This is a genomic window from Shewanella insulae (assembly GCF_009831655.1).
In the GTDB taxonomy this organism is placed as follows: Bacteria; Pseudomonadota; Gammaproteobacteria; order Enterobacterales; family Shewanellaceae; genus Shewanella; species Shewanella insulae.
On record NZ_WRPA01000003.1, the window covers coordinates 186,717 to 203,709 of the forward strand.

Annotated in this window: 14 protein-coding genes; 11 read left to right on the forward strand and 3 right to left on the reverse strand. The window is 49.8% G+C overall.

The annotated features are described in order from the left end of the window. Positions 1–65 precede the first annotated feature (65 nt). Positions 66–2,432: a phosphoketolase family protein gene (locus GNT65_RS05225; protein ID WP_160794087.1), complete on the reverse strand. Its 2,367-nt coding sequence runs from the start codon at positions 2,430–2,432 to the stop codon at positions 66–68. Between the two features lie 426 nt (positions 2,433–2,858). On the opposite strand from GNT65_RS05225, the gene GNT65_RS05230 reads away from it, so the two are divergent. Together GNT65_RS05230 and yaaA are read left to right on the forward strand one after the other, a co-directional pair. Then, a complete protein-coding gene (locus tag GNT65_RS05230) occupies positions 2,859–4,337 on the forward strand; it encodes an alanine/glycine:cation symporter family protein (protein ID WP_160794089.1) in 1,479 nt (492 codons plus the stop codon). A gap of 131 nt (positions 4,338–4,468) precedes the next feature. Beyond that, entirely contained in the window at positions 4,469–5,245 is a 777-nt protein-coding gene (gene yaaA / locus GNT65_RS05235; RefSeq protein WP_160794091.1) for a peroxide stress protein YaaA, read from the forward strand. Between the two features lie 95 nt (positions 5,246–5,340). On the opposite strand, the gene GNT65_RS05240 is transcribed toward yaaA, so the two are convergent. Beyond that, positions 5,341–6,765 carry a M28 family peptidase gene (locus GNT65_RS05240; protein ID WP_160794093.1) on the reverse strand — a complete coding sequence of 475 codons (1,425 nt, stop codon included), beginning with the start codon at positions 6,763–6,765 and terminating at the stop codon, positions 5,341–5,343. Between the two features lie 135 nt (positions 6,766–6,900). On the opposite strand from GNT65_RS05240, the gene GNT65_RS05245 reads away from it, so the two are divergent. Beyond that, complete coding sequence (locus tag GNT65_RS05245; protein WP_011864899.1) at positions 6,901–7,197, forward strand: ArsR/SmtB family transcription factor; 297 nt, start codon at positions 6,901–6,903, stop codon at positions 7,195–7,197. A 214-nt stretch (positions 7,198–7,411) separates the two neighbouring features. On the opposite strand, the gene rpsT is transcribed toward GNT65_RS05245, so the two are convergent. Next, a complete protein-coding gene (rpsT, locus tag GNT65_RS05250) occupies positions 7,412–7,678 on the reverse strand; it encodes a 30S ribosomal protein S20 (protein ID WP_160794095.1) in 267 nt (88 codons plus the stop codon). Positions 7,679–7,926: 248 nt separating this feature from the next. On the opposite strand from rpsT, the gene murJ reads away from it, so the two are divergent. From murJ to GNT65_RS05290, 8 genes are all read left to right on the forward strand, one after another. Beyond that, positions 7,927–9,486 (forward strand): murein biosynthesis integral membrane protein MurJ, encoded by a 1,560-nt coding sequence (gene murJ, locus GNT65_RS05255; protein ID WP_160794097.1) that lies wholly within the window; start codon positions 7,927–7,929, stop codon positions 9,484–9,486. Positions 9,487–9,551: 65 nt separating this feature from the next. After that, a complete protein-coding gene (ribF, locus tag GNT65_RS05260) occupies positions 9,552–10,487 on the forward strand; it encodes a bifunctional riboflavin kinase/FAD synthetase (RefSeq protein ID WP_160794099.1) in 936 nt (311 codons plus the stop codon). A 32-nt stretch (positions 10,488–10,519) separates the two neighbouring features. Next, a complete protein-coding gene (gene ileS / locus GNT65_RS05265; RefSeq protein ID WP_160794101.1) occupies positions 10,520–13,342 on the forward strand; it encodes an isoleucine--tRNA ligase in 2,823 nt (940 codons plus the stop codon). 9 nt (positions 13,343–13,351) lie between these two features. After that, positions 13,352–13,864 (forward strand): signal peptidase II, encoded by a 513-nt coding sequence (gene lspA, locus GNT65_RS05270; protein ID WP_160794103.1) that lies wholly within the window; start codon positions 13,352–13,354, stop codon positions 13,862–13,864. 3 nt (positions 13,865–13,867) lie between these two features. Beyond that, positions 13,868–14,290 carry an FKBP-type peptidyl-prolyl cis-trans isomerase gene (gene fkpB, locus GNT65_RS05275; RefSeq protein ID WP_160794105.1) on the forward strand — a complete coding sequence of 141 codons (423 nt, stop codon included), beginning with the start codon at positions 13,868–13,870 and terminating at the stop codon, positions 14,288–14,290. Positions 14,291–14,292: 2 nt separating this feature from the next. Continuing rightward, positions 14,293–15,243: a 4-hydroxy-3-methylbut-2-enyl diphosphate reductase gene (gene ispH / locus GNT65_RS05280; RefSeq protein ID WP_160794107.1), complete on the forward strand. Its 951-nt coding sequence runs from the start codon at positions 14,293–14,295 to the stop codon at positions 15,241–15,243. A 231-nt stretch (positions 15,244–15,474) separates the two neighbouring features. Next, positions 15,475–16,002, forward strand: a complete 528-nt coding sequence (pilV, locus tag GNT65_RS05285) for a type IV pilus modification protein PilV (protein ID WP_160794109.1) — start codon at positions 15,475–15,477, stop codon at positions 16,000–16,002. Between the two features lie 6 nt (positions 16,003–16,008). After that, complete coding sequence (locus tag GNT65_RS05290; RefSeq protein ID WP_160794111.1) at positions 16,009–16,989, forward strand: PilW family protein; 981 nt, start codon at positions 16,009–16,011, stop codon at positions 16,987–16,989. Positions 16,990–16,993 lie beyond the last annotated feature (4 nt).

The window sequence follows — 16,993 nt, forward strand, 5'->3', positions numbered from 1 at the left end:
AAAGGCGTTTCCGCTAGGAATCGCCTTTTTATCAGTAGAATAATTAACGTAGAGTTAATCTAATCTTAACGTGTCCACACCCAGTTTTCGATGTTTTCAGGGTCGACACCGTTTGCCTTGATGTAGTTACGGTGGTCAACCAGACGCTGCAGCATGTCAGTAGTGATGGCAACGTGTTGTGTCTCGTCGATCACACCTTGTTGGAATAGCTTGTACGCCATATCGATAACCAGGTGGTAGCGAGAAGTACCGTTACGTACACCCATGTCGAATGGTGTTGTGGTTGAACCTTCCTCTTCATAGCCCTTGATGCGGAATCTGTGGCTACCCTTGTAATCGAATACCAGCTTCTTGATGGTGTTTGGATAACCATGATAGTTGAAGACCACACCCTTATCGGCGGTGAAGATCTCGTCCATCATCCAAGGCTTGCTTTGGAACTTACGGCTACCCAGGCCGCTGCTGCTTAGCTCGGTTACGCTGACGAAGCGTACGCGGACTCTTGGCAGTAGTTCACGTAGGATGACTAGAGAAGCCATACATTCCTGAGTGACATAGTCACCACAACCTGCCAGAACCACGTCTGGGTTTTCGTCAGAGGCGAAATCCCACACCATGACACCGTCTTTAGCCTGTTGACGGGCTTCGTCCAGTGTTAGCCATTGTGGCAGCTCTTTCTTACCGGCGGCGATGATGTTGAGTTTATCGCGATCGGCGAAGGCACGCTCGGTGTAAACCAGTGTCGTGTTGGCATCGGCAGGTAGATAGGCCGAGATGATCTCTGGATGCTTCTCAAGCATGGCCCCTAGGAAAGAAGGGTTCTGGTGAGAGTAACCGTTGTGATCCTGGCGCTCCAGCAGTGAAGAGAGCACTACGTTGCAAGACGGAACCGGCTTACGGAAGTGTACGCCTTGGCTAGCATAGACATACTTACAGTATTGGTCGGCCATTGAAGAGACCACTTGTGAGAAGGATTCATAAGTGGGGAACATGCCGTGGCGACCTGTCACTGTGTAGCCGTGTAGCATACCGAATAACAGGTTTTCAGATAGCAGCTCGAGTACGCGACCGTCGCGAGACATATCTTCGTCCCAGCTCTCGATAGGCCATTGCCATGCACGATCAGTCTCTTCAAACACAGCTTGTAGCTGGTTAGAGTAAGTTTCGTCAGGGCTGAAGATACGTAGGTTGCGTTGGTCTCTGTTGAGCTTGAACGCATCACGCATCCATTGACCCATCTTCAGCATAGAGTAACCGCGCTGGCCTCTAGGTGTTTCTGCGCCGTAGGCCAGATCTTCCAGCTTAGGATTGTTCAGTGAGCGCACCACTTCGCCACCATAGCTCAGGTGTTGACGGCCACAGCAAAGCTCTTTTGGTGGGAGCAAAGACTGAATGTCTTTGTCGAATACAATTTGGTTTTGCTCGTTGATGCTATAGAGTTCGTTGAACTTGTAGCTGGCAAGCCATTGATCCAACGCGTCAAGGTGCTGCTTGTCTTTGGCACACTTGTTAACGATCACCTGGTGAGAGTCACAGTTACCTTCTAGCTTCTTACCATTGTCTTCGGCAACGCCTGTCCAACCTTTCGCGGTGCGCATCAGAATCACTGGCCAGCGAGGCTTAACGATATCTTCGCCGTTACGTGCCTTAGTCTGAATGGCTTCGATCATCGCATAGGATTCATCCATCGCCTTGGTCATCTGCACGTAGACATCTTCTTCAAGATCGCTATCGACAATGATTGGGTGGTAGCCAAGGCCTTTGAATTCCAGTTCAAGTTCTTCGTGGCTCATACGTCCCATACGGGTTGGGCCAGAGATCTTGTAACCATTGATGTGGACGATTGGCAGTACGGCACCGTTGTTGGCAGGAGAAACCAGACGGTTAGCGTACCAAGAGGCAGCCAGTGGGCCGGTTTCAGATTCGCCGTCGCCGATTAGCACGGTAGCGATTAGGTCAGGGTTATCCAGCACAGCACCCCAAGCAACTGAGAGTGAGTAGCCTAACTCACCACCTTCAAGGATCTGACCCGGTGCTTCTGGGTTAGCGTGAGAAGGGTAGCCATAGGCCGCTGAAAATTTCTTACAGATATCTTCGATACCAGTCTCGTTGTATGGAATCGTCTCTGGGTAGAAATGACTCAAAGATCCTTCCATAAACAGGTTAGCTTGTACGGCTGGGAAGCCATGGCCTGGGCCGACAAGGTAGAGGAAAGGACGATTGGTTTTCTTGATGAGACGGTTGACGTTGGCGTAGACGAAGTTGATACCTGGACAAGTACCCCAGTGCCCTAGCAGTCTGGGTTTGATGTCGCTATGTTCTAGCGGACGCTTGTGCAGTACGTTCTGCTTCAAGTAGATTTGCGAGGTGGCCAGGAAGTTGGTCGCTCTTACAAATTTCTTTAGTGCGGTGATCTCTTGCTGTTGTGACATAAATAACCCCATTTATAGTAAGCAATAAGTTAATCAAAGCTCATGTGAGGCACTATATTTGTAATTTTATTACAAAAATGTGTTCGATATCTTATTTTTGAAAAGTCATTAAATTTGCAGGATGTTAAATTTTTGGTGGTAAACACCCTGTTAGTTACGTTAATACAGTAGCTTATTTGTGTCTTATTGCGTGATGCCAATGTCATGTAAATGGGTAAGTGTGATCTATATCACGTGGTGCTTTTTTGATGGTATGCTATTTTGGCGTGTCGAATCCGGCAGGCATGGTGTTTTGGCATCATGAAAGGATAATTCGAAAAGATAATCCTGCCGAAAATATTCGATCAAATTGGGAAGGAAATTCAACAAAGATGGCGGCTCGTTTGCTCATGCTGCCATAAACGTCCTAAGGGTTATAGAAGTTCTATGTTTGAATCTGTATTAAATTTAGTCGATTCGACTATCAACGCGGTAAACGGCATGCTGTGGGGAAGCGTGTTGATTTACGTGCTGGTCGCTGCGGGCGTATTGTTTACTTTGAGATTGGGTTTTATCCAATTACGTATGTTTGGTCATGGCAGCAAGCTTGTACTGCAAGGCCGTGAGAAGACCAATGGCATTTCTTCATTCCAGGTATTTTGTACCTCGATGGCGGCAAGAGTTGGTACCGGCAACATGGCCGGTGTTGCCGTGGCTATCACTGTCGGTGGCGCCGGTGCCGTGTTCTGGATGTGGCTTATCGCCCTGCTGGGGATGGCAACCGCCTTCATCGAGTCGACCCTGGCACAGGTATACAAGGTGAAAGACAGCGAAGGTCAGTATCGTGGTGGCCCAGCTTATTATATGGAGCAAGGCCTGGGCAAACGCTGGATGGGTTCGCTATTTTCTGTGTTGCTGATCATCGCCTTCGGTTTTGCCTTTAATGCCGCCCAGGCGAACACCATGACAGATGCGTTAAACAATGCCTTCGGTTTCGATAAGACCATGGTGGGATTAGTGATAGTGGCCGTTGCGGCCTATATCATCAGTGGTGGCCTGAAGAAAGTCGCTAAGGTTTCAGAGCTTATTGTACCCGTGATGGCGGTGGCTTATCTGGCGATTGCGCTGGTTGTGCTGGTGATGAATCTGGATCAGGTGCCTGCGGCCCTTGCCTATATCGTTAAGAGTGCCTTCGGTTGGGAAGAAGCCGCCGGTGGCGCCATGGGCGCCATGATGGCCGGTATCGCCAGGGGACTTTTCTCTAACGAAGCAGGTATGGGAAGTGCGGCTAATATCGCGGCTTCGGCCTCGCCAAACCCTAATCACCCAGCCTCACAAGGCTTCGTGCAGATGATAGGCGTGTTTGTCGATACTATAGTCATCTGTAGTGCCACCGCGGCCATCATCTTGCTGTCGGGCGTGCTGGATGCGCCGGGTGAGCAGAAGGGCATCGGCTTGCTGCAGTTGGCGTTGACCAACGAGGTAGGCGGTTGGGCAGCCTATTTTGTTGCCTTTGCCATCATACTATTTTGTTTCTCCTCCATCATCGCCAACTACAGCTATGCAGAGAGCAATATCCTGTTCCTGAGTAAGAGCAAGAAGGTGCTTTATAGCTTCCGCGCCTTGGTATTGGCCATGGTTATGGCGGGATCTGTGGCTTCCCTGCAGCTGGTGTGGAACTTTGCCGATGTCTCCATGGGTTTGATGGCACTGGTTAATATTGCCGCCATCGTCATGCTCTCTAAGGTGGCCTTTGCGGTGATCAAAGATTATGAAGTGCAGTTAAAGGCGGGTAAGGTGCCTACCTTCGATGCAGCCCACTTCCCAGGGCTCAACGGCCTGGATGAGAAGATCTGGAAGGGTAAGCCCACCGCAGGCGTATTGGCTAAAGAGGAAGGCGAGTCGGTTGCCGTACCTGAGGTGTAGCTGAACTCACAGGGTTAATCGCGACTCTCTATTAGTTCCATCTAAAAAACCACGCTCTAAGGGCGTGGTTTTTTACTGTCTGCGTCAGTATGATAGACACCTCGCTCAATGTTAAAAATAAAGGATAATTTATGCTGATCTTAGTCTCTCCGGCTAAAACCCTGGATTATGAAACACCAGCAAGTACCCAAACCTTTACCATGCCTGCACTGCTCAAGCACAGTGAGGAGTTGATAAAGGTGTGTCGAGAGCTAACACCAGCAGATATAGCGTCTTTGATGAAAGTCAGCGATAAGATTGCCGGGCTCAATGCCGCACGATTCGCACAGTGGAATCGAGACTTTAGCCTGGAGAATGCCAAGCAGGCGCTGTTTGCCTTTCGTGGTGATGTCTATACGGGCCTAGATGCCGACACCCTGTCTGAGGCGAGTCTGGAGCGTGCCCAGCAGCATCTGCGTATTCTTTCGGGACTCTACGGCCTGTTGCGCCCACTGGACCTGATGCAGGCCTACCGTCTGGAGATGGGCACTAAGCTGGCCAATGACCGAGGGGCCAATCTATACCAGTTTTGGGGAGATATAATCACCGAAGAGGTTAACAAGGCACTGGCCGAGCAGGGGGATGACATACTGGTCAATCTGGCATCCAACGAATATTTCAAGTCGGTTAAGCCAAAGCAGGTTCAGGGGCAGGTGATCACACCAATCTTCAAGGATAAGAAGAATGGTCAGTATAAGGTAATTAGCTTCTTCGCCAAGAAGGCTCGCGGCATGATGGTGCGCTACATGCTTGATAATCAGGTGAATCGCTACGAAGAGCTGCTTAAGTTCGATACAGCGGGCTATTACTACAGTGAGGCCGACTCGAGTATTAACGAGCCAGTGTTCTTGCGAGAAGAGCAAGCTTAAACCCAGCAGCCTGTAACAGATTTGGTCTAAGAAGGAAAAAAAGCAGCCATAGAAGCTGCTTTTTTCATATTAAGTCTGCGTAAGTTGGTTAGCTATCACTTACTTGGCATGACCTTTTTGGCTTTAGGCGTTAAAGGTCTAAGTTCAATCTCTGATTGCGCCATGAGATAAGCAAACTGGGCGTAGGCGGCCGCATTTTGTGCCAGCGCCTCAGGATCTATCTTGTCCAGGGTATCGTTTGGTGTGTGATGGTAGTCGAAATAGTCGCTGCCATCTTGCCTCAGTGACGCAACGGGTACGCCATAGTCTGGCAGCATGGAGACATCTGGTCCGCCTGAGGCCTTGTTGTTGCCAGGCGCTACACCATTATCCTGCATAGATACAGTGTGAGCCTGCACGGAGTCGAAGGCCTTGTCGGCGACGTTAAAGTCGATCTGGTAGATGCGCCCCGCGCCGAAGTCCGATTCGGCCGCAATATAGTGTTTTGCCAGCTCCCCTTGATGGCCTTTGGCGTAGCTCTTACCGCCTATTAACCCCAGTTCTTCGGCTGCGTAGAGCACCACACGAACCGTGCGGGCAGGCTTAACGGGTAGCTGAGCGATATAATGGCCTGCTGCGGTGACGATGGCCACTCCTGCGCCGTCATCGATGGCGCCGGTGCCTTCGTCCCAAGAGTCCAGGTGAGCGCCGATGAGCACTATCTCATCGGGTTTACTGCTGCCGGTAACCTCGGCAATGACATTGTAGGAAGTGGCATAGCCGAGGTTCTTAGGGCTCATCTCAAGATGCAATACCACATTGGGGTCGCGCTTTAGCATCAGGGTGACGAGATCGGCGTCAGGATTTGACATGGCGGCGGCTGGGATCTTATCCACGCCATCCTTGTAACGCATCATGCCGGTATGGGCCATTCTGTCATGGTCAGTACCGATAGAGCGGATCACTATGGCGAGTGCGCCTTTCTCTGCCGCCGCGATGGCGCCTCGTGAACGCCCACCCACCGTCATGCCATAGCCTTTGCCCGTCTTGAATCTAGGGGTGATGTGATCGATAAAGACTATCTTGCCGGTAACCAGGCTAGGATCGGCTTGTTTAAGTGCATCTAAGGTCTCGAAACGGACCACGGGGGCACTAATGCCTTCTTCTGGTGTGCCGACACTGCCCCCCAGGGCGGTGATCACCAATGGCTGAGCATAAGGGGAGACGATATTGGCTTTGGCTTCTCCACGCTGCCACACGGGCACCTGTACGGCTTCCTTGTAGACCTTATCAAAACCCAGTGAGCCGAGCTTCTTCTCGGCCCACTCTACGGCGACCAAGTCTTTGTCGCTGCCCGCGAGCCTTGGACCAACCTCGACCGTGAGAGATTCGACGATATCGTAGGCCAGACTCGAAGAGAGTGCTTGCTCTTGTAGCTGGGCGCTAACGCTTTGATTTGTGTCTGTTGCTGCCGCATCTTGACAGGCCACTAGAGCGCTGAAAAAGAGCGTGGATAGGAGGATGAGAGGGGAGCTTTTCATGAGTTTCCTTTATTTTTATTACGTATGTCCCATTTTTGAAAACAATCTAGCAAAAAGTGTGCTTTATGTCCCGACTATATCTTTAAGTCAACGCTATATTAGTGCCGGGGTTTGTTTTAGGAGAAATTGCTCGTAATGAATATAGAATTGATGCAGCAACGAGCGGATAATGCTGTTGTATTGCTAAAGGCTTTAGCAAATGAGCGCCGGCTGTTCATCTTATGCTACTTGTTGAGCGAAGGTGAGATGTGCGTCGGTGAGATGAATAAAAAGCTAGGGCTTAGCCAATCTGCGCTGTCGCAACACTTAGCATGGCTTCGTAAAGACAATTTGGTCGAAACGCGAAAAGAAGCGCAAACGGTATTTTATTCGCTTAAAAGCAAGGAAGTTTCTGAAATTATTAAGTTACTTAACACTATCTATTGCCACTAGACGGCTTAAGAATAGCGCAGATAGAAAGCTGATTGGTTGCTGGCCATCAGCTTTTTTGTTTTTTGAGGCTAAGGATTTTGCGCGTATAGAGTGTTTGCAAATTGTCGAGTGACTCTAATGCAGGCAGGGAAAAGAGGGGAGATTGAACTAGTGCTGATTTAACAGCAGGCACAAAAAAACCGGCCTGAGCCGGTTTTTTTATATCGCTACGAGATTAAGCAGCTAGTGCTTTGATCTTAGCGTTTAGACGAGCCTTATGACGGGCGGCTTTATTCTTGTGAATAAGACCTTTAGTCGCCATACGGTCAACAATTGGTTGTGCAGCATTGAATGCTTCAGTTGCCGCTTTGTGATCGCCAGCGTTGATTGCAGCGATTACTTTCTTAACGTAAGAACGTAGCATAGAACGACGGCTAGCGTTGTGCTGACGACGTTTTTCAGATTGAAGCGCGCGCTTCTTTGCAGACTTGCTATTAGCCAAGGTGCAACTCCTAAAAGGGTTAGATATTTTTAAAGGTCGAGGAATATGCCTTTTTTTCGTCAGTTTGTCAATGACAAAGATCGGATCTTTATCTTAAAGACAAATTAATCAGAGCAGACTTGGCGTTCTTCAACCTAACTCGTGTAATATGGTGCGCAATTCTAGCAGTATTTGCTGCTTGGTGACAGGGGGTAAGTCGACTTTTTAACTTGCTCGATACACCTGTGGTGCTCGTTTCAGGGGGAGCTTTGAGCAAGAAACTTTTTAAGTCTGGCATGATTGTGAGTGCTATGACGCTGATTTCTCGTGTTTTAGGTTTAGTGCGAGATGTGGTAATAGCCAATTTAATGGGAGCAGGGAGCAGCGCCGACGTCTTCTTTTTTGCCAACAAGATCCCAAATTTTTTACGCCGCTTGTTTGCCGAAGGCGCCTTTGCCCAGGCCTTCGTGCCCGTATTGACCGAATATCAAGAGAAACATGACGACCTAGTGGTTCGCGAATTGCTGGCCAAGGTGGCAGGTACGCTTGGACTGGTGGTGACCCTGGTAACTCTGGTGGGGGTGATCGCCTCGCCACTGTTAACGGCCCTCTTTGGCGGCGGTTGGTTTTTGGCCTGGCTAAACGATGAGCCCAATGGTCAGAAGTTTGAGCTGGCATCCTTGATGTTGAAGATCACCTTTCCTTATCTTTGGTTTATCACCTTTACCGCCTTGGCGGGATCGATTCTCAATACCCGTGGCCGTTTTGCGGTATCGGCATTTACGCCGGTGTTTTTGAATGTGGCGATTATCAGCGCGGCGTTGTTTCTGGCACCTAAACTCGACCGGCCGGAAATAGGCTTGGCCTGGGGGGTCTTTGCCGGCGGGCTGATCCAGTTTCTGTTTCAAATCCCCTTTCTGTTAAGAGAGAAAGCGCTGGTTAAGCCGTCGTGGGGTTGGCATCACCCTGGGGTTGTTAAGATACGTACCCTGATGCTTCCGGCACTGTTTGGCGTGTCTGTGTCGCAGATCAACCTGCTACTCGATACCTTTATTGCTAGCTTCCTGGTGACGGGGTCCATCAGCTGGCTTTATTACTCTGACCGTTTGTTGGAATTCCCCTTAGGTCTTTTTGGTATTGCCATCGCTACCGTTATCTTGCCGGCACTGTCGAAGAAGCATGTCAATGCCGAAGGAGATGGTTTTGCTAAGACGATGGACTGGGGGATCAAGGCTATTCTGCTCATGGGGGTTCCCGCCATGTGCGGTCTGATCGTCTTGGCCAAGCCGATGTTGATGGTGCTCTTTATGCGTGGCGCCTTCACCTCCGATGACGTGGATATGGCGTCATATAGCCTGATGGCCTATGGTTCAGGCCTGTTAAGCTTCATGTTGATCAAGGTCTTGGCGCCAGGATATTACTCCCGCCAAGACACTAAAACCCCTGTGCGTTACGGCATAGTTGCCATGGTGAGTAACATGGTATTTAACCTGATTTTTGTGTTTCCCTTCGGTTATGTGGGGCTGGCGATTGCTACCTCGCTGTCGGCGCTGCTCAATGCCAGCCTGCTCTATAGAGGCCTGCACCGCGCCGGGGTGTACCAAATTCCTCGCCAGACCTTTGTGTTTATGGGAAAAACCCTGGTGGCCGCAGGGTTGATGATTATTGCCTTATACCAACTGTTACCAAGCATGGATACTTGGTTGACACTCTCCTTTGTGGCAAGGGCAACTCAGCTTGCCTATTTGATTGGTGTTGGGGCTGTGGTCTACCTCCTGGCTATGTTATTGTTAGGAATTCGCCCCTGGAGGATGAAAGCTGGGTTTTGATTGCTGATTATCCTTCTCAGCTGGTATATAATCCGCGAACTTATGCTTGCTAGTTATTGAATGTAATGGAACTGATCCGCGGTATACATAATATTTTACCCAGACACCAGGGTTGCGTGCTGACTATTGGGAACTTTGATGGCGTGCATCGTGGGCATGCCGAAGTCATTGCGGCCCTTGTAAAAAAAGCCAAGCAACATGGGGTTCCTGCGACACTCATGACTTTCGAACCTCAGCCGCAAGAGTTGTTTAAGGGGGAGAATGCCCCGGCCAGGCTGAGCCTGCTTCGCGATAAGATTGTCTTGCTCGACGAGTTAGGCATAGATCGCCTGCTTTGCGTCAATTTCAATAAGAAGTTTGCCGCCATGCCCGCCGAAGCCTTTGTCGAGGAGCTTCTGGTGAAGCAGCTCGGGGTGAAATACCTGGTGGTGGGGGATGACTTCTGTTTTGGCAAGCAGCGACGCGGTAACTTTGAGATGCTAAAGGCTGCGGGCGAGAAACATGGTTTTGCGGTGGTTAATACTCAGAGTTTTATCCTGGGTGACAAGCGAGTGAGCTCCACCGAGATTCGGGCACTGCTCGCCAAGGGCAACCTGGAACAGGCAAGGCGCCTGCTAGGTCATCCTTTCGCACTGAGTGGTAAGGTTGCCCATGGGGAGAAAATCGGCCGTACCATAGGCTTTCCCACCGCCAATATCGCCTTGAAACGCAAGGTATCTCCGGTTAGGGGGGTCTTTGCCGTCAAGTTGTATTGGGATGGTAGTGATATCTATGAAGGGGTGGCCAATGTTGGCTTTAGGCCTACGGTCAACGGACAAAACTGTCAGTTAGAAGTCCATCTATTTGATTTTGAAGGGGACCTTTATGGTCGTACCGTCGAAGTCGAGTTGGTGGCAAAGATTAGGGACGAACAGCCATTTAAGTCATTAGATGCGCTGAAGCTACAAATTAAAGATGATGCTGACAGGGCTAAGGCCCTGCTTGGCTGCGATGCAGGCTGAGTGCTATCAGCTAAATTAACGGTATAGGATCAATGAGCGACTATAAATCTACTTTAAACTTGCCGGAAACTGAGTTTCCGATGCGTGGTAATCTGGCAAAACGCGAGCCAGAGATGTTGAAATCTTGGACAGAAAACAAGCTGTACCAAAAGATTCGTGAAAGCCGCACAGGTGCCAAGCCATTTATTCTGCACGATGGCCCACCGTACGCTAACGGTAGCATTCATATTGGTCACTCAGTAAATAAGATCCTTAAAGACATTATTATCAAGTCTAAGACGCTGTCAGGCTTCGATGCGCCTTATATACCAGGTTGGGATTGTCACGGTCTGCCAATCGAGCTTAAGGTCGAGCAGAAGGTGGGTAAGCCTGGGCAGAAGGTGTCTGCGGCTGAGTTCCGCCAAAAGTGTCGCGAGTACGCCGCGGCTCAGGTTGACGGCCAACGTGAAGACTTTATCCGCCTCGGCGTGCTGGGCGACTGGCAAAATCCTTACCTCACCATGAACTTCGATACAGAGGCTAACATAGTTCGCTCTTTGGCTAAGGTGATCGACAATGGCCACCTGCATAAAGGCGTTAAGCCTGTGCACTGGTGTACCGATTGTGGTTCTGCACTGGCTGAAGCCGAGGTGGAATATGAAGATAAGACCTCGCCGGCAATCGATGTTACTTTCAAGGCGGTAGACCAAGCCGCCGTGTTGGCTAAATTTGGCTTGGAGCAGTGTGACGCCGAAGTTGCGACCGTTATCTGGACGACAACGCCTTGGACACTGCCTGCTAACCGCGGCCTCTCTATGGCTGGCGATATCGATTACGATCTGGTCGAGTTCACTAAAGAAGGTAGCAAGCATGCGATCATAGTGGCGCAGGAGCTGGTTGAGTCTTGCATCGAGCGTTACGGCGCCGAGTCGCACCACGTACTAGGTTCAGCCAAAGGCCAATCGCTAGAGCTACTGCGTTTTAAGCATCCTTTCTATGATTTCGATGTGCCTGTTATCATCGGTGACCACGTCACCGTCGATTCGGGTACCGGTGTCGTACACACCGCGCCGGGCCATGGTCAGGACGACTTCGTGATCGGTCAAAAATATGGCCTGGAAGTGGCTAACCCAGTAGGGGATAACGGCGTTTATAAGGCTGATACCGAGTTCTTTGCCGGTCAGCATGTCTTTAAAGCTAACGATAATGTAGTTGCCCTGCTCGAAGAGAAAGACGCGCTGCTGAATCATGTGGCCTATCGTCACAGTTACCCACACTGCTGGCGCCATAAGACGCCTATTATCTTCCGCGCGACGCCGCAGTGGTTCATCTCTATGGACCAGAAAGGGCTGCGCACTCAGTCACTGAGCGAGATCGAGAAAACACAATGGATCCCTGACTGGGGTCAGAGCCGCATCGAGAAGATGGTTGAGAACCGTCCCGATTGGTGTATCTCACGTCAACGTACCTGGGGTGTACCTATTACCCTGTTCGTACATCGTGAAACCGAAGATCTACACCCTGATAGCGTTGCCCTGATGGAGCGTGTAGCCCATCGCATCGAGCAGGAAGGCATTCAGGCTTGGTGGGATCTCGACGCATCAGAGCTACTGGGCGATGAAGCCGACCAATACCGTAAGGTTACCGATACACTAGATGTATGGTATGACTCAGGTTCTACCTTCTCGTCAGTGGTTGCCGCGCGTCCAGAATACAATGGTCATCCTGTCGACCTTTATCTGGAAGGTAGTGACCAGCACCGTGGTTGGTTCATGTCGTCACTGATGATCTCTACCGCCATGAGCGGTAAGGCGCCATACAAGCAGGTATTGACCCATGGTTTCACTGTGGACGGTCAGGGCCGTAAGATGTCTAAGTCTATCGGTAACGTGATTGCGCCACTTCAGGTCACCAATAAGCTAGGTGCCGATATTCTACGCCTTTGGGTGGCGGCGACCGATTACAGCGGCGAGATGACAGTGTCGGACGAGATCCTTAAGCGTAGTGCCGATGCCTACCGTCGTATCCGTAACACGGCGCGTTTCCTGCTGGCTAACCTGAACGGATTCGATCCGGTTAAAGACACGGTTGCCGTCGAAGATATGGTGGCACTGGATCGCTGGGTGGTTCGTCGCGCAGCTGCGCTGCAAACCGAGATCTTGGAGGCCTACGAGCAATATAACTTCCACTTGGTGACCCAGAAACTGATGCAGTTCTGCTCTGTCGAGCTAGGCAGCTTCTATCTGGATATCATCAAAGACAGACAATACACGGCTAAGGGTGACAGCTTGGCCCGTCGCAGCTGCCAGAGCGCACTGTTCCTGATCGCCGAAGCCATGGTGCGCTGGATTGCACCTATTCTAAGCTTCACCGCCGATGAGGTATGGCAATCGCTGCCGGGTGAACGCGAAGAGTATGTCTTTACCCAGACTTGGTACGAGGGCCTGGCTTTTGTGACCCTAGACAGCGATTTGAGCGATGATTACTGGGCGAGCCTGATCACCGTACGTGATGAGGTAAATAAGGCCATCGAACAGGCTCGCCGTGAGCAGCGTGTAGGTGGCTCGTTAGAAGCCGAAGTGACTCTCTATGCGGATGAGGCGTTAAGTGAGTCTCTGGCGACGCTGGGCGATGAGCTGCGTTTCGTGCTCTTGACCTCCAATACCCAGATCGCGCCTCTGGCGAGCGCCGGTGACGATGCGGTTGAGACTGAGTTGGCCGGACTTAAGCTATTAGTGGCTAAGACTGAGGCGGCTAAATGCGATCGTTGTTGGCACCACAGAGAAGATGTGGGTCAGGTCGAAGCGCATCCTCTGCTATGTACCCGTTGTGTCACCAACATCGAAGGTGACGGCGAAGTTCGTCAGTTCGCATAAGGGATTCGAATGCCATCTAGCTGGAAAGAGAGTGGCTTGCGTTGGTATTGGGTAGTTGTATTGGTGTTTATCGCCGATCAACTATCCAAACAATGGGTATTAGCCAATTTTGACCTGAGAGAGTCAATTAACCTGCTGCCATTTTTTAATTTCACCTATGTGAGAAATTATGGTGCCGCCTTTAGTTTTTTGAGTGATGCCGGAGGGTGGCAGCGTTGGCTGTTTACTTTGGTTGCCGTCGGCTTCAGTACCTTGCTGACCGTCTGGTTACGTAAGCAATCGAAAGGATTGTGGCGATTGAACCTAGCCTATACCTTGGTAATAGGTGGAGCGCTGGGCAATTTAATCGATCGCTTGCAGCATGGCTTTGTGGTCGATTTTCTCGATTTTTATTGGAAGACCAGCCATTTCCCTGCTTTCAACATTGCCGATTCGGCGATCTGTGTTGGCGCCGGACTCATCATCTTAGATTCGTTTATTTCGGAGCGTAAGCCAAACGGCGAAGACGTTGCAAAGGGGTAAGAAGTGACAGTTACACGTTCATTATTGTGCCATATGAATATTGTGCTGGAGGATGGCTCAACCGCCGATAGCACTAAATCATCAGGTAAACCCGCCCAGTTAAATATTGGCGATCAGAGCTTGAGCCCCGCGTTTGAGGCCGAGCTTGAGGGGTTGAAGCAAGGGGATAAGCATAGCTTTACCCTAGCGGCAGCCGATGCCTTCGGTGAGTCAAATCCTGACGCCATTCATCATATGGACAGGAGTAAGTTTCCGGCCGATATGACACTGGAAACGGGCGTTATCGTCAGCTTTGCCGGTCCGGGTGGCAGTGAGATCCCTGGTATTGTTCGCGAGGTCATTGGGGATTCGGTAACCGTAGATCTTAACCATCCATTAGCGGGCCGGGCCGTGACATTTGAATTGGAAGTGGTTCAGGAGCTCTAATCATGACGCAACCTCCACAAAGTCTACAGATAAAGCTGGCTAACCCGCGCGGTTTTTGTGCCGGTGTCGATCGGGCTATCAGCATAGTCGAAAGAGCGCTCGAGCTGTTTTCGCCGCCTATTTATGTGCGCCACGAAGTGGTGCATAACCGATATGTTGTGCAAAACCTCAAAGACAGAGGCGCAGTGTTTGTCGATGAGCTGGATCAGGTACCTGATGACAGCATAGTGATCTTCAGTGCCCACGGTGTATCTCAGGCGGTTCGCGCCGAGGCGAAGAAGCGCGGTCTGAGGGTATTCGATGCGACCTGTCCCTTGGTGACCAAGGTCCACCTTCAGGTTACCCGTGCCAGTCGCAAGGGAATTGAGTGCATCCTTATCGGTCATGCGGGCCACCCTGAGGTAGAAGGCACCATGGGACAGTACGACAACCCTGAGGGGGGTGTGTTGTTGGTGGAGTCGCCAGCCGATGTAGAGGCTTTGGTGGTGAAAGATCCGGAAAATCTCTGCTTCGTGACACAGACAACCCTGTCTATGGATGATACTGCAGACGTTATTGCCGCCTTGCAGAAACGCTTCCCGTCAATCCAGGGACCGCGTAAAGACGATATCTGTTATGCGACTCAAAACAGACAGGATGCGGTACGTAATGTTGCCGATGATGTCGATCTCTTTATTGTGGTGGGCTCCAAGAACAGCTCTAATTCAAACCGTTTGATGGAGTTGGCCATCAAGAAAGGCACACAGGCCTACTTGGTCGACAATGCCGACGATATACAGTCTGAATGGTTTGACAATATCGAGAAGGTTGCCGTGACCGCCGGGGCGTCGGCGCCAGAGGTGTTAGTACAACAAGTGATCGATGCGATTGCCAAGTTAGCACCGAGTGTGATCACAGAGGTTGAGGGGCGTAAGGAAGATACAGTGTTCGCAGTTCCGGCTGAATTGCGTTAGATATCTTGTTGTTTTGACGAAAAAAGGAGGCTTAGGTCTCCTTTTTTGTTGGTTGAAAAATGCCATGGGAATATTGAAATTCTTTTTTAGACCTAATATTACTAGCGAGTAACATTCGACTAATCTATGATTAACTAGTATAGTTTAAAGTTATGCTAACATTCAGATTTTAAAAGACTAAACGGCTCAGGCGACTGTCAAAAGTATGGCTAATATCGGAGATTTGACATCATGGTGAAACGTGGGAAAGGGTTTTCCCTAATTGAGGTGATGGTATCACTCGTCATTCTTGTTATTGGCCTGATCGGCATATTTAATCTTCACGTGGTTTCGAAACGAGGTAGCTTCGAGTCTTTTCAGCAGACCCAGGCTTCATACTATGCCAACGATATCATTAATCGCATGCGGTTAAATTCAACTCAATTAGCTAGCTACGCAGGTACCTTTAGTGGTGCACCATCTTTGCCTTCTCTAGCTTGCACTGGTGCAGCTTTGTGTTCTCCTGTTCAGACTGTCGCTTGGGATCTATATGAGTGGCGTTCAGCCTTTATTGGTGCAGCTGAAGTTGTGGGAGGGAAAAATGTTGGGGGGTTAGACACTCCGACAGCCTGTGTCACTGTCAATGGTAATACGGTTAATGTCGTGATGGCTTGGAAAGGCATAAGAGCAACATCCGATGGAGGAAGCTCGGGTGATTGTGGCAGTGCGAGTAAAAGACGCCGCCTATATTCAATTCAAACAGTCATAGTGAGTACATAGGTGAGTATGGCTTTGAAAATAAAAAATAAACAGCTGGGCCTGTCACTCGTTGAGATGATGGTTGCTCTCGTTATCAGTCTGTTTTTATCGGCAGGTCTGTTTACTATGTTCAGTATGTCGTCCTCGAATGTGACGACTACAAGCCAGTTTAATCAATTGCAAGAAAATGGACGGATAGCTCTTGCCATAATGGAGCGTGATATCTCTCAGCTAGGATTTATGGGGGATATTACAGGAACGGATTTTGTTGTAGGGACAAACACAGTTCTCGAAGTGCCGACAACGGGCTTCGATGATTGCGTTGGCGCCGGATTAAATAATGCAACGCTTCCTAATACGCAACCTGCTCATTTTAGGCGATTGTGGGGATACGAAAGTGGTGTTGGAAGTAGCTCATTAACCTGCTTGGCTGGTGTGACGGTTAATAAAAATACCGATGTTTTACAGATGAAGCGATTTATTGGGCCTAGTGTCGCAAATGGTAATAGTGACGCTATCTTTGCTGCAACAAACTCCAGTGAAGTTGCATTTTTTGTTGGTGGCACCCCTGCTGCTGCGCTGACCAATCCTCGAATCTGGGAGTATCAGCATCATGTCTATTATATTGCAGATGATGCGGCAGGAACGCCGGTGTTAAGACGTATTACCCTAACCGATAGTGGAATGAATAATTTTGAGCAGTTGGTTGAGGGTATTGAGAATGTTCGTTTCCTTTATGGGTTTGATAATGATGGTGATAGTACACCAGATCGTTACATTCCTGAGTCTCAGGTAACCTCTTTAATGTGGGATAACGAATCATTTCAACGTTTGGTCGCGATAAAGGTTTTTGTTCTGGTTCGTTCGGTTCAAAGCGATCCTTCTTATACGAATGAGACCACCTATCAATTGGGTGACAAACAGATACAGCCTATTAAAGATAGTTTTAGACGTAAGGTTATGTCGACAACCGTTGTGCTTGAAAACCCTGTATTGATAAGGAGTTAAAGAT